Source organism: Nocardioides korecus (assembly GCF_054778395.1).
In genome coordinates this window covers 185,926-199,064 of sequence record NZ_BAAGZO010000007.1, presented here as the reverse complement: position 1 = coordinate 199,064, position 13,139 = coordinate 185,926, and the positions used below count along the sequence as shown (strand labels likewise).

Below are 13,139 nucleotides of genomic sequence, written 5' to 3'. Positions count from 1 at the left end.
CCTGCCGCTGTGTTGGCGCCACCCCGCGCTTGGATCCACCGGCACAGGGTGGCACGGGGCCGTTGATCTGCGCACCGAACAGGCGGATCTCCCCAGATTCGTGCGTCCGGTACGCGGCGGTGTGACGCGGGGACGCGCATCGCTGAGCAAGACCGGGCCAAGGGGCCCCGGCGCGCCTTCACGCGGTGAACCCGAGGGGCCTCACTGAGTAGCGTGCGGCGTGTGTCCATCAAACTTGAGAACGTCGGTATAGCGGTCCATGACCTCGAAGACGCGATCGCCTTCGTCACCGATCTCGGTCTGACCGTCCTGGGCCGCGACACGGTCAGCGGCGAGTGGACGGACACCGCCGTCGGCCTCGACGGCAACCACGCCAACATCGCCATGCTCCAGACACCCGACGGCAACGGTCGCCTCGAGCTCTTCGAGTACATCCACCCTGACGCGATCAGGACGACGCCCACCCAGCCCAACGAGATCGGTATGCACCGCGTCGCCTTCTCCGTCGACGACATCGACGAAGCACTGGAGATCGCCGCGAGGCACGGCTGCTACCCGCTGCGCGGCGTGGCCACCTACCAAGACATCTACAAGCTCACCTACGTCCGCGGCCCCAGCGACATCATCGTGATGCTGGCACAGGCGCTGCAGCCGACCTGACCGCCGAGACATCGGTCGACGGGTGCACGCGGTCAAGCGCCGCGGGGATGCTGAACGGTGACACACGCCTTCTGGGGACGGCCGCCTCGAAAGCATCACGCCTTGCAGTTGCCACGACCTGGTGGAGACCGCGGCCACTGATCCGACCAGGCGGTGACCGTCGAAAGGGGGCTGCGCCCCCACCCGTTTCGCGCCACGATGGGACCAGGAAAGGAAGCGCCATGTATGTCCTCGTTGCCTACGCCACCCGCCGTGGTCCCACAACCCAGATCGCCGAACGTATCGCCAGCGGGCTGCGCGAGGAGGGGTTGCACGCCCGCGCCGAACCCATCACCAACGTGAAGAGCGTCGCCGCCTACCAGGCCGTGGTCCTAGGCGGGAACGCACACATGTCCCACTGGCTCGACGCGGCAGTCCGCTTCGCCCGACACCACCGCAAGGAGTTCGCAGACCGCGCCGTGTGGCTGTTCAGCAGTGGTCCGGAGGGCACCGCGCCCAGTGCCGCGGAGGACACACCGCCACACGAGTTCCACCAGCTCGTCAGGCTGGTCGAACCTCGCGGCGGACATGTCTTCGCAGGGGCCCAGCACGACGTGCTCTCCCAGAAGGACGAGGAAGCCATCGACGCCTGGACCGAGGAGATCGCCGCCGAGCTGCTGGCCGTCCAGTAGCGGCAGCGGCGAGGCTGAGTCAGACCTGGCTGGTCATCGCGACAGAACCAGGGTCCCCGGCAGACACCCTGGCTCACGCCCGCATCCTGGCGTACCCCAGGTCATGACGGTGATCCCCGCCCCCGGTGTTCTCGACCGGTGCGTGGCTGACCGTGCTCAGGTGGTCGACCCGGTGTCGGCAACGTCAGCGTCGGGCGCGCCGGCTTCGAGGGTGCTCGGCGGCCTGGCGGGGGCGATGCGAAGTGGCCGCGTGACCCTGGCCGACTTGCCCGGAGTACGACTCAGGATCGTCGTGGCCTGCCGGTCGATGAGTCCGGTGAGGAGCTGTTGGGCAAAGCCGAAAGCGAACGCGTAGGCCAAGATCTGGGCTTGGGTGTCCAGCTGGGAGAAACCTGGGATGAAGTCGCCGCGGATCGCGATCAGTCCGCCTACGGCCGACATCGCTCCCAGTGGGAGCTTGAGCACCGCCAACGCTTGTCCCACGTTGTAGGGGCCTGAGGAACCTTCCATCTTCCGGATGGCGAGGATGGTTGCCAGCAGGCCGCCCAGGGTTCCCAGAAGCGCGACGGCCACGACGTCGTGGGGTGCCGGCGCGCTGCCACCTGAGGCGCAGACGACGTCGCCTCGGGTGGGTGCGAAACAGAAGGGCACGTCGGAGGGGTTGGCGTGCACGTACATGCCGAACAGGATCATCAGCACCGTCATGGCGGCGGCCCCTGCGAGCACGGTGTTGCGAAACCTGCGCAGCCGGGTGAATTCGGCGTCTGAGGCGCTGAAGCCGATCTCGATGGCCTTGAGCAGTTCGGCCCGACGTACTGCTTCGGTCATCGGGCTCTCCAGGAGGTCTTGGACGGCGACCCGTCGCGGGTCGTCCCGGTCCAGTCCCGCATCGACCCGGGCAACCGCCTCGGGGATCTCGGCCGCCATCTCCTCGGGGGTGTAGTAGGCAGCCATCAACGCCTCGGCGGCGTGCAGGTTCTCGTACGCGGTCTCGATGAGCGTCCCGCGCCACCAGTTGCTCACGTGGCCCGGTACCGGGTCGTGCCGCAGCGTCGCAGCACGGGCCGCCGCGAGCCGTCGCAGGAGACCGGGTTCCAACGCGGCCTGCGCGGGCGTCCACGCGCTGGCGGCCTTGCTCGACGCGAGCCGTGCCTCCATGACGTCGACCGCGATGTTGACGTCGATCGCCCACAAGCGCTTGTTGCGAGGCTCTTTGCTGGTCGCTGCTGCCCGATGGGCATCGAGGCCACGGGCAGCAGTGGCGGAGACATCCATTTGCCGTCCCCCGTCCGGGTCAACACAGTGGCGCTCGGTGAGCTCCTTGCCATGATGGACCCTCGGTGGTCCGGCAGCCACGTGGTGGAGCAGACCAGCCCGTCGAGGCCCGGCCTCCGTCGACCGCAGCGTGCGCGTCTGCTCGGCCCCGAGCCCGTAGATCTGGCACAGGTCGATCTCCTGCGTCGAGGTGTTCTGACGGAAGTCCTCCCGGCTGGCACGCAAGAAGCTGTCGGTGAACCACCGCGCGAAGAACATGAACCGACGCCCGTCGTGCACGCTCAGGCAGGAGCCAGGAGGACCCGCGTGGTCATGCCTACGGTGTCACCCAGAGATGCGAGGAAGTGGTCACGCAACGGGCTGGTGCCGCGCAGCTCCCAGATCGCCTCGACCGTCACCCAGGCGAGCTCACGTGCCTTGTCGATGTCCCAAGCGCTCAGGACGTGGACGATCGAGCCCACACCGTCGTCCACCTGGCGCCCGACAGCATCGAGGAAGGAGCGGCGGATCGGCGCCTCGACCTCTGCCAGCACGACGTTGACCTGCTCGTAGTCACCGTGGACGTCGGCGGGGTGCCTGCCCCGGGCCAGACACGTGTCGACCACGGCAATGGGGAGGTCGTGCTCGATGTGGGTGTTCATCCCAGCCACGGCGTACTGCACCGGCAGTCGTCCCGCGCCACGTGCCTCGAAAAGGGGGCGCCACGCTGGACCGACCGGCCCGCCGCCCGCGTCGGCGTCGTACGCCGCCAGCCACAGTCCTGCGAACGCCACGTCCAGCGCGGCCATGGTCTCCGGGTCACCGAAGACGGTCGCGGCATCTGCGGGGTCGGCCAGGATCGCCTCGATACGTTCCGTGACCTGCAGGTACATCCGGTTGAAGATCGCGACACCGTCCCCGGCCGGCAGGGCAGCGTCGATCTCCCTCAGACGGGTGATCACGCCGCTCACGGTCGTCGGCTGGCTCACCACGCGAGTATGACGTGGGCACGATCCCTGGACACCCGAGAGCAGCCGCGGAAGGCGCTCCTCGGGCAAAGGCCCGACGCCAGGCATGACCCCTCATGGGGCTGCGTCGTACGCTCCCGCAGCGCGCAACGACCGCCTGAGAGCGCCCTCACAACCCCGACGCCTCGTACGAGAACGAAGCAGAGGCTTCCCGGATCAGGCTGACGGCCGTGACCAGCGACGGGCTGGCCGCCCGGCCGCGCGTGAGGTGCCGCAGGACGACCCGGCGCAGGCCGAGGCCGGGGATCGAGAGCGCGTCGACGCCGTCGGTGCTCAGCCCCTCGAGCGCCAGGGACGGCAGCAGCGTGACGCCCTCGCCGGCGGCGACGAGGGCGAGGGCGTACTGGACGCTGCTGTAGGTGTGCAGGCTGGAGGTGTCGCCGCCGAGGCGGCGGCGTACGCGGTCCACGGCCTGGGCGCTCGCGGCGGTGGGGTCGACGCCGAGCCATGGGAGGCCGACGCGGGCGATGTCGACGACGTCGGTGGCCAGCAGGGCGCCGGAGGGGACGACGAGCTTCCACGGCTCGTCGAGGAGGGGTACGTCGGTGGTGCCGCGGGGCGGCGCGTAGCCCTCCCCGGCGTCGAGCTCCACGATGGTGCCGTCGAGCGTCCCGGCGCGCAGGGACCGTGACAGCTCGGACTCCTCGGCCTCGACCACCTCGATCACCAGGGACGGGTGCCGCTCGCGCCACCCCGGCAGCGCGGGCGCCAGGACGTTGCTGAGGAAGGACTGGAAGCCGCCGACCCGCACCTTGCCGCTGACCACCTCGTCGTCGTGCTCCAGCCGCGACCGGGCCAGCGCGAGGGTGCGCTCGACCTCCTCGGCGGCCTCGGCGAGCGCCAGGCCGGCGGGGGTGAGCACGCTCCCGGACGGCGTACGTCGAAGCAGGGTGCGACCTGTCTCACGCTCGAGCTTGGCCAGCTGCTGGGAGACCGCCGACGGCGTCACAGCCAGCTCGTCGGCAGCCGCGAGGACGCCGCCGTGGCGCCCGACGGCGAGCAGGAACGGAAGCCGTCGGGGGTCCAGGATCACTTCAGCGATGCTACATGCCGGATGCATCGGAGTGCGATGGCGCTACATTCACACCAGCCTCAGAATTAACGAGTCGGGCGGAGAGGCCCGGGCACGGAACAGAACGAGGAAACATCGCATGATCACGTCGGCCATGGGCTGGGTCGGCACCGTGGGCACCATCGCTGCCTACGTGATGCTCAGCCGGGGCAGGTGGCACTCCGCCTCCCTCCGCTACGCCGCTCTCAACATCACCGGCGGGGTCCTGTGTGCGACCGCGAGCGCGGCGTACGGCGCCTGGCCGAGCGTCGTGTCCAACCTGCTGTGGTCGGGCGTGGCCCTGCACGGGGCGATCATCACGCTGCACGGCCGCCGCGCCACCCGGGCCGGTGTCCTGCGGTTCCTGCCGGTCCGCGCGGTGCCGTCCGCGGACGCCCAGGTCCTGCACCTCGACGCCGCCTGACTCCTCCCACGGAGCCGGGCTGCGGCGGGGGAGGAGGTCGCGAACTCCGAGGTGCCTCACTCGTCCTCGAGGAAGGCGCGCACCCGAGGTGAGGGCTTGTCGTGGCCACCGCCAGCGACGATGATCTCGCCGTGCGCAAGCTTCTCAGCGAGTTCCGGACCTTCGCCTTCAGCGGCAACCTCGTCGACGTGGCCATCGGCCTGGCGATCGGTCTCGCGTTCGCCGGGGTCGTCCAGGCCTTCGTCGACGACCTGATCATGCCGCTGGTGGCCGCGATCTTCGGCAAGCCGAGCTTCAACGGGCTCTCGGTGCGCGTCAACGGCGCGGTCATCCCGTACGGCAAGTTCCTGACCGTCCTGGTCGGGTTCCTGCTGCTCGCCTTCGTGATCCTGCTGCTGGTCAAGCTGATCAAGCGGTTCACCGGCAAGGAGGCGGCGGGCGCCCAGGGCAACCGCGAGTGCGACCACTGCAAGTCCTTCATTCCGGTCGACGCCAGCGTGTGCATGTTCTGCACCCGCGACGTGGAGCCGCTCGTCGCCTAGCCCCGCCCCCGGCCCGGGTCCTCGGCGCTCAGGAGCCGGTCGTGCAGCTCCTGGGTGAGGACGTGGATCAGGCGCGTGATCTCGGTGTTGTCCTTGAGCTCCAGCTCCTGCTCGCGGAAGTCGTGGTCGGCCTTGGCCTGCTGGAACGCCGCGGCCCGGTTCTGCCCGATCATCACGAACGTCGACAGGAAGATCGCCTCCAGCGAGACCACCAGCGTCAGCGTGGGCCACGGACTGCGCTCGACGAGGATCATCCAGACGGCGAACACGACCACGTGCACGTAGACGAACAGCATCGAGCCCGAGAACTTCGTGATCGCGTCCGCGAGTCGCGCCTGGGCGTCCTGGGCCCTCTGGCGGGTGAACTCCTCGACGACGGGGTGCCTGAGTCCGGTCCTGGCCTTGTGTGTCATGACCCCATCCTGGACGGCGGACCCGACCGACCGACGTGGGCGCTTGTCGGAGGCGTCGGGGAGGATGGGCCCCATGCCCGCCAGCAGCGCCGTGACGACCACCCCGCTCGAGACCCTGAGCAGCGTCTTCGGCTACGACGCCTTCCGCGGCGAGCAGGCCGCGATCATCGACACGGTGGTGGCCGGCGGTGACGCGCTGGTCCTGATGCCGACCGGAGGCGGCAAGTCGCTGTGCTACCAGGTGCCGGCGCTGGTCCGACCCGGCACCGGCGTGGTGATCTCGCCGCTGATCGCGCTGATGCAGGACCAGGTGGACGCGCTGGAGGCGCTCGGCGTCCGGGCCGCCTTCCTGAACTCCACCCAGGACCTGGACGAGCGGCGCCGCGTCGAGTCGGCGTACGTCGCGGGCGAGCTCGACCTGCTCTACCTCGCCCCCGAGAGGCTCTCGGTGCCCGCCACGCTCCAGCTGCTGGCCCGCGGTGAGATCTCGCTGTTCGCGATCGACGAGGCGCACTGCGTGTCCTCGTGGGGCCACGACTTCCGGCCCGACTACCTCCAGCTGGCCGTCCTGGGGGACCGCTGGCCCGAGGTGCCCCGGATCGCGCTCACCGCGACCGCCACCGCCGCGACCGCCGCGGACATCACCCAGCGGCTGCACCTGCACTCCGCGCGCACGTTCGTGGCCAGCTTCGACCGGCCCAACATCGAGTACCGCATCGTGCCCAAGGACAACCCGCGCGCCCAGCTGCTCGACCTGCTGCGCACCGAGCACGCCGGCGACGCCGGCATCGTCTACTGCCTCTCGCGCAAGTCGGTGGAGGAGACGGCCGCCCACCTGACCAAGAACGGGATCACCGCGCTGCCCTACCACGCGGGGCTCGAGGCGTCGGTCCGCGGGCAGCACCAGGCCAGGTTCCTGCGCGAGCCCGGGCTGGTGATGACCGCGACGATCGCGTTCGGGATGGGCATCGACAAGCCCGACGTGCGGTTCGTGGCCCACCTGGACCTGCCGAAGTCGGTCGAGGGCTACTACCAGGAGACCGGCCGCGCCGGGCGCGACGGAGAGCCGGCGACCGCCTGGCTGGCCTACGGCCTGGCCGACGTGGTCCAGCAGCGCCGCATGATCGACACCTCCGAGGGCGATGCGGCCCACCGGCGACGGCTGGGGCAGAACCTCGACGCCATGCTCGCGCTGTGCGAGACCGTCGAGTGCCGCCGCGTCCAGCTGCTGGCCTACTTCGGCCAGGAGTCCGCCCCGTGCGGCAACTGCGACACCTGCACCGCCCCGCCCCAGACCTGGGACGGCACGGTCGCGGCGCAGAAGGTGCTCTCGGCCGTGGTGCGGCTCCACCAGCGCGGCCAGCGGTACGGCGCGGGCCACGTCGTCGACATCCTGCTCGGCAACGCCACCCCGCGGGTGGTCCAGCTCGGCCACACCGACCTGACCGTCTTCGGGATCGGGACCGAGCTCGACGCGGCCGGCTGGCGCGGGGTCATTCGGCAGCTGCTGGCCCGCCGGCTGCTGGCCGTCTCCGGCGACGGCTACAGCACGCTGGAGCTGACCGAGGGCTCCAACGAGGTGCTGCGGGCCGGCCGCCAGGTGCCGCTGCGCACCGAGGCGCCCCGGGCCTCGCGCAAGCGGTCGGGCGGGTCGGGCGGGTCCGGGCGCAGCAAGGCCGCCGACGCGATCCCCCTGGACGCCGCGGGGGAGGCGCGCTTCGAGCGGCTCCGCGGCTGGCGGGCGGCGACGGCCAAGGAGGCCGGCCTCCCGGCGTACGTCATCTTCCACGACGCGACGCTGCGCCAGGTCGCCGCCGAGGTGCCGGGGGACAAGGCCGCGCTCGCCGGCATCTCCGGGATCGGTGCGGGCAAGATCGAGAAGTGGGGCGACGCCCTGCTCGAGGTGCTCTCGGCCTGAGGGTCAGCGGGCCTGCCCGTGGTCGACGCGGGAGGCCACCCTGGTCAGGTGGGGCCTTGGAGGCGCCTGACCGGCCACTCCTCGGCGAGCAGGGCGTAGACCCGCCCGTCGATCCAGCCGTGGTCGCGGTGCAGCGTGCTGCGTCGGGACCGGGTCTCCAGGCGCATCCCGAGCTTCTCCATCACCCGCCACGAGGCGACGTTGGCCTCCGTGGTGGAGGCGGTCGCGCGCCGCAGGCGGAGCGGGCCGAAGCACAGGTCCAGCAGGGCGCGGGCGGCCTCGGTTGCGAGCCCGCGGCCCTGGTGGTCGGGGGCGATCAGCCAGCCGAGCTCGGCCTCGGTGGCGGCCGCCTGCTCCGCGACCTCGCGGTGGGCGTCGGCGTCGCCCACCGCCACCATCAGCTCGCCGGCGAGCTGCCCGTCCACCTCGACGGTCAGCAGCCGGCCGACCACCGCGGGGTCGCGGTAGCGCTCCTGCCACTCCGGCAGACCCGTCGGCACCGAGTGCGCCCAGGTCGCGATCAGTGGGTGGGTCCGCACGGCGTGCAGGGCCTCGGCGTCGTCCGCGCGGCTCGGACGGATGACCAGCCGCTCGGTCCGCAGCGGCCAGTCCAGGTCGGCGAGGGTGGGGGCCACGCGTCGCATCCTGCCAGGGCCGGTCGCGGTCCGGTGGCCGTGCTCGCAGCGGCGCTGCCCGTCCGCCTGTGACGATGGGGGCGTACGCCGGGCGCCCGCCCGCCGCCACCGCCCGGAAGGACCCGCCGTGCCTGACCCGTCCACGCCGTTGCAGCAGCTGGGCTTCCTCACCATCGGCCTCTTCGACCCCGCCGACCCCGGCGCCGGCCACGAGTCGACGCTGCGGGTCATCGAGCTGGGGGAGGAGCTCGGCTTCGACAGCGCCTGGCTGCGGCACCGCCACCTCCAGTTCGGGATCTCCTCGCCGGTGGCGGTCCTCGCCGCCGCGTCCCAGCGCACCAGCCGGATCGCGCTCGGGACGGCCGTCACGCCGCTGGGCTGGGAGAACCCGCTGCGCCTCGCCGAGGACCTCGCCACCGTCGACCTGCTCGCGGGCGGTCGCCTCAACCCGGGCATCAGCGTGGGGCCGCCGATGCGGTGGGACGACGTCCGCGAGGCGCTCTACCCGGACACGGCCGAGCAGGAGGACTTCGGCTACGGCCGCGTCGAGCGCCTGCTGGGGATGCTGCGCGGCGACCCGGTCAGCCCGTTCGAGGGCCGGGTCGGCATCGAGGACTTCTCCGACCGGGTGCAGCCGCACGCCCCCGGTCTGGCGAGCCGGGTCTGGTACGGCGCGGCCAGCCTGCGCTCGGCCCGCTGGGCGGGGGAGCAGGGGCTCAACCTGCTCACGAGCAGCGTGGTCAAGGCCGAGGACGACCCGGGGTCCGAGGAGGTGCCGGACTTCGCCGAGATCCAGCGCTCCCACGTCCGCACGTTCCGCGAGCACCACCCGGACGGAGCGGCGGCCCGGGTCTCCCAGGGACTGGTGGTCGTGCCGACCGACACGGCCACGCCCGACCAGCGCCGGCGCTACGAGGCGTACGCCGCCTCCCGCCTGGCCCGCACCACCAGCCCGCAGGGACCGGGCCGGATGCTGTTCGCCCCCGACCTGGTCGGCCCGGCCGAGCAGATCGCCGAGCGGCTCCACGCCCACGCCGGCTTCCGCGAGGTCGACGAGGTGGCGTTCGCACTGCCGTTCTCCTTCGAGCACGACGACTACGTCCAGATCCTCACCGACATCGCCACGCGGCTGGGTCCCGCGCTCGGCTGGCGCCCGCGCACCGAGGACGCGTGAGGCTCAGCGCCGAACGCCCTTGCGCCACGCACTGAACGACGTCAGCCGCTGGTCGGTCGGCCGGGCCAGCCACGGCCAGGGGTGCAGCCGGGCGACGTCCACGGCGGACGAGTGGCGGGCGAACCCCGGCACCGGCGCGAACGTGGTCGCCACGGCCCGGCCGACGAGCTCCGCGGGCACGCTCCCCAGGCGCACGTCCACCGCGCGGCGCTCGGCCAGGTCGGCGAGCGTCTCGGTGAGGAACACCAGCCGCTTGCCGGACAGGCGCAGCGAGGCGAGCAGCGGCTCGTCGTACACGAACACCACGGGCAGGTCGGGGTGCGCCGCCAGTGCGGGGTCGGCGTCGCCGAGCGACTCCGCGGTGAGCCACACCGCGTCGGGCTCGCCCTGCTCCAGGGTCTCGTGCGGGCCGGCTCCGGGGCCGGCGTCGACGGCCTCGCGCAGCGGCGCGTCGGCGACGGCCGGACCCCGGTCGGCGTCGGGCCAGCCCTGGATCGGGCAGGCGTCGCGCAGCGGGCAGGAGCGGCACAGCTGCGGCGCGCGCTTCTCGACCTGCCACCGGCTGAAGCCGTAGGGCTTGCCGCTCCCGGTGCCGACGGTCCACTGCCAGCCCAGCCGGTTGGCCGCGCGCGAGCCGTCGAGCAGGTGGCGGAAGAAGTCGTCCTCGCCCGCGCGCCAGTCCTTGCCGTTGCGCACGGCCCAGTGGGAGGCCCACCACATCCGGGTCTGGTTGACCAGCCAGCCCTGGCCCTCGAGCTCCTCGCGCAGCCACGAGGTGCACGCCATGTCGTCCTCCCAGGCCACGGGACCCGTCGGCCGGGGCTGCTCGTAGCGCAGGGGTGCCGCCAGGGCGGGGCCGGTGCGGGCGTAGAGGTGGCGGGCGTACTCCTGCCACATCAGCTCGTCACGGAACCGCCGGACGTCGTTCGACGGCGCCCCGGACACGGCGTCCCACACCTCGGGGAGGCTCAGCAGCCCGTGACGGACGTACGGCGAGAGCCGGCTCGCGCCCCGACGTCCCTCCGGCAGCACGGTCGAGCGGGAGCGGGCGTAGCCGGTGATGTCGAGCGTGCCGAGCGCGAGGTCCGCGGCCGCCTGCCCACCGCGGTGCCCGCCCGGCTCGACGCCGTCGGCACCCTCCAAGGTCAGGTGGCCGAGGTGCGTGGCCACCCAGGCGGTGACCGCCGCGGTGTCGGCGACGTCCGGCAGCGGGGGCAGTGAGGGCACGACCACACCTTGACAGGCACCCCTGACAGGTCGGAGCGCCTGCGCTAGTCGCCCGGGGTGGGCGGCGGTCGGTAGCCCGGCCGGCCCCCGGTCGCGGCCGAGCGGAGCGCCGCCCGTCCGACGGCCTGGGCGGACCGGGTGAGCGCGGTCGCCGGGGCGCCCGAGATCGACGGCGGCATCACCACGACGGGGCAGGTGGCGGCGTACACGACCCGGTGGGCCAGCAGCGGCGACATCGACGGCGTCCGGGGAGCGTCGATCACCAGCAGGTCGGCGCCGCGGGCCTGGTCGAGCAGCTCGCGCCGCTTGTTGCCGCGCACCACCCGCAGCTCCGCGCCGTGGTCCTCGCCCAGCACCGCGACCACGTCGCGCTCGAGCTGCGCCCGCTCCAGGGCGTTGACCTCGTCGGGGTCCGGCGGGATCCGGGTGGAGGCACCCGACGGCCCGGCCGGGACGTTGGGCGCGCGGTAGACACGCACCGCGACCAGGCGGCCGTGGTGCGACCGTGCCTGCGCCTGTCCCCACCGCAGCGCGGTGGGCGAGCTGGAGGTCGTGCTGACCCCCACCACGACGGTGTACGGCGGCTGCTCGGGCTGATCGGTGTGCTCGGACATGCGGTGGGTCCCCTCGCTGGTTCCTGGTCGACGCTCAGACGGGCAGGAGCGTCTTCTGGTGGCCGTCCTCGTCGAACTCGGTCAGCGGGGGAGCGATCTCCTCCAGCGAGCGACCCTCGGCGTCGACGCCCCAGACGGCGGCCACGAGGGCCCCCAGGAGCATCACGGCGGTGGCGAGCAGGTAGCCCCAGAACATCGGGCCACGGTCCTTGCCGTCACCGATCAGGGCGCCGTACAGCACCGGTCCGAGGGCGCCGAAGACCTGGGCGATCGAGAAGAAGTACGAGATCGCCTGGCCGCGGACCTCCTGCGGGAAGATCTCGGAGACGGTCAGGTAGCCCGCGGAGGCGCCGGCAGAGGCGAAGAAGAACGCCACGCACCAGAACGCCGTGTGGGTGCCCGCGGTGAGGGCGTCGGCCTTGAACAGGAACGCCGAGATCGCCAGCACGATGCCGCTGATGGCGTAGCAGCCGCCGATCATCTTGCGACGGCCCACGGTGTCGAACAGCGGTCCGAGCAGCAGCGGTCCGAGCAGGTTGCCGATCGCGAACGGGAAGAAGAACAGGGCGGCCTGGGACGCGCTGAGCCCGTAGAAGTTCTTCAGCACCAGGGCGTAGGTGAAGAAGATCGCGTTGTAGAGGAAGCTCTGCGTGATCATCAGCGTCAGCCCCAGGACCGTGCGGGTGGGGTAGAGCTTGAAGAAGACGTAGGACAGCTGCTTCGCGCTCAGCCCGGAGCCGGCCTTGATCCAGCGGGCCTCGGAGTCGTCGTGGTGGGGGAGCGTCTGGCCCGAGGCCTCGATCTGGTGCTCGATGCCCGCGACGACCTTCTCGGCCTCTTCGGCGTGGCCGTGGGTCAGCATCCAGCGAGGGCTCTCGGGGATGTGGCGGCGCAGGAAGATGATGCCGAGGCCCAGGACCGGGCCGATGAAGAAGGCGATCCGCCAGCCGACGTTCTCCCCGAAGCGGGCGGTGTCGAGCAGGAACGAGCTGGCCGCCGCACCGATCGCGGCGCCGAACCAGTAGGTGCCGTTGATGGCCAGGTCGACCCGGCCGCGCTGCTTGCCCGGGATGAGCTCGTCGATGGCGGAGTTGACCGCGGAGTACTCACCGCCGATGCCCATGCCGGAGATGAACCGGCACACCAGGAAGATCCACATGTTCGGGGCCAGGCCGGCCAGGGCCGCGCCGACCAGGTAGACCATCAGGGTCAGCGTGAACATCTTCTTGCGGCCCAGGGAGTCGGTGAGCCGGCCGAAGAGGAGCGCGCCCGCCACCTCGCCCAGGAGGTAGATGGTGCCGGCGAGACCGACCTGGGCGGCGCTCATGCTCAGCGACTTCTCGAAGCCGCCGGCGGCCACGATCTGGACCTCGAGGCCGTCGAGGATCCAGGCGGTGCCGAGCCCGAAGATCACCATCCAGTGGAAGCGCGACCACGGCATGTCGTGCATCCGCGCCGGGATCAGGCTGCGGACCGGGCGGTCCTGCTGCGTCGTGGGACTGGACATGGGCTTCCCCCTGGCTCGAGT

At 71.8% G+C, this 13,139-nt stretch carries 14 protein-coding genes; 6 read left to right on the top strand and 8 right to left on the bottom strand.

Features of this window, described 5'->3' with window-relative positions; translation table 11 throughout:
* Positions 1-222 precede the first annotated feature (222 nt).
* Together ACYVDA_RS15400 and ACYVDA_RS15395 are read left to right on the top strand one after the other, a co-directional pair.
* Entirely contained in the window at positions 223-660 is a 438-nt protein-coding gene (locus ACYVDA_RS15400) for a VOC family protein (protein ID WP_460819302.1), read from the top strand.
* 221 nt (positions 661-881) lie between these two features.
* Positions 882-1,331 (top strand): flavodoxin domain-containing protein, encoded by a 450-nt coding sequence (locus tag ACYVDA_RS15395; protein ID WP_460819301.1) that lies wholly within the window; start codon positions 882-884, stop codon positions 1,329-1,331.
* A 156-nt stretch (positions 1,332-1,487) separates the two neighbouring features.
* Here the strand turns inward: ACYVDA_RS15395 and ACYVDA_RS15390 are convergent, their stop codons facing one another.
* The 3 genes from ACYVDA_RS15390 to ACYVDA_RS15380 all read right to left on the bottom strand — a co-directional run bounded on the left by ACYVDA_RS15390 (position 1,488) and on the right by ACYVDA_RS15380 (position 4,646).
* Positions 1,488-2,864: a hypothetical protein gene (locus tag ACYVDA_RS15390; protein WP_460819300.1), complete on the bottom strand. Its 1,377-nt coding sequence runs from the start codon at positions 2,862-2,864 to the stop codon at positions 1,488-1,490.
* 23 nt (positions 2,865-2,887) lie between these two features.
* Entirely contained in the window at positions 2,888-3,574 is a 687-nt protein-coding gene (locus ACYVDA_RS15385; protein WP_460819299.1) for a DUF5995 family protein, read from the bottom strand.
* 148 nt (positions 3,575-3,722) lie between these two features.
* Entirely contained in the window at positions 3,723-4,646 is a 924-nt protein-coding gene (locus tag ACYVDA_RS15380; RefSeq protein WP_460819298.1) for a LysR family transcriptional regulator, read from the bottom strand.
* A gap of 118 nt (positions 4,647-4,764) precedes the next feature.
* Here ACYVDA_RS15380 and ACYVDA_RS15375 point away from each other — a divergent pair, with 118 nt between their 5' ends.
* Both ACYVDA_RS15375 and mscL read left to right on the top strand, forming a co-directional pair.
* The gene (locus ACYVDA_RS15375) at positions 4,765-5,088 is read left to right on the top strand and encodes a CBU_0592 family membrane protein (protein ID WP_460819297.1); all 324 of its coding nucleotides are present in this window, start codon (positions 4,765-4,767) and stop codon (positions 5,086-5,088) included.
* 131 nt (positions 5,089-5,219) lie between these two features.
* Positions 5,220-5,630, top strand: a complete 411-nt coding sequence (gene mscL / locus ACYVDA_RS15370; RefSeq protein WP_460819296.1) for a large conductance mechanosensitive channel protein MscL — start codon at positions 5,220-5,222, stop codon at positions 5,628-5,630.
* Here the strand turns inward: mscL and ACYVDA_RS15365 are convergent.
* Positions 5,627-6,043, bottom strand: a complete 417-nt coding sequence (locus ACYVDA_RS15365) for a DUF1003 domain-containing protein (protein ID WP_460819295.1) — start codon at positions 6,041-6,043, stop codon at positions 5,627-5,629. The genes mscL and ACYVDA_RS15365 overlap by 4 nt on opposite strands.
* 73 nt (positions 6,044-6,116) lie before the next feature.
* Here ACYVDA_RS15365 and recQ point away from each other — a divergent pair, with 73 nt between their 5' ends.
* Positions 6,117-7,961, top strand: coding sequence for a DNA helicase RecQ (recQ, locus tag ACYVDA_RS15360; RefSeq protein WP_460819294.1), 1,845 nt, complete (start codon positions 6,117-6,119; stop codon positions 7,959-7,961).
* Positions 7,962-8,005: 44 nt separating this feature from the next.
* Here the strand turns inward: recQ and ACYVDA_RS15355 are convergent, their stop codons facing one another.
* A complete protein-coding gene (locus ACYVDA_RS15355) occupies positions 8,006-8,596 on the bottom strand; it encodes a GNAT family N-acetyltransferase (RefSeq protein ID WP_460819293.1) in 591 nt (196 codons plus the stop codon).
* A 127-nt stretch (positions 8,597-8,723) separates the two neighbouring features.
* Here ACYVDA_RS15355 and ACYVDA_RS15350 point away from each other — a divergent pair, with 127 nt between their 5' ends.
* The gene (locus tag ACYVDA_RS15350; RefSeq protein ID WP_460819292.1) at positions 8,724-9,770 is read left to right on the top strand and encodes an LLM class flavin-dependent oxidoreductase; all 1,047 of its coding nucleotides are present in this window, start codon (positions 8,724-8,726) and stop codon (positions 9,768-9,770) included.
* A 3-nt stretch (positions 9,771-9,773) separates the two neighbouring features.
* Here ACYVDA_RS15350 and ACYVDA_RS15345 read toward each other — a convergent pair whose 3' ends face one another.
* Genes ACYVDA_RS15345 through ACYVDA_RS15335 form a run of 3 tightly spaced genes read right to left on the bottom strand, consistent with a single transcriptional unit; the run spans position 9,774 to position 13,118 of the window.
* Complete coding sequence (locus ACYVDA_RS15345; RefSeq protein ID WP_460819291.1) at positions 9,774-10,997, bottom strand: FAD-binding domain-containing protein; 1,224 nt, start codon at positions 10,995-10,997, stop codon at positions 9,774-9,776.
* Between the two features lie 44 nt (positions 10,998-11,041).
* Complete coding sequence (locus tag ACYVDA_RS15340) at positions 11,042-11,611, bottom strand: universal stress protein (protein ID WP_460819290.1); 570 nt, start codon at positions 11,609-11,611, stop codon at positions 11,042-11,044.
* A 34-nt stretch (positions 11,612-11,645) separates the two neighbouring features.
* Complete coding sequence (locus ACYVDA_RS15335) at positions 11,646-13,118, bottom strand: MFS transporter (protein ID WP_460819289.1); 1,473 nt, start codon at positions 13,116-13,118, stop codon at positions 11,646-11,648.
* Positions 13,119-13,139 lie beyond the last annotated feature (21 nt).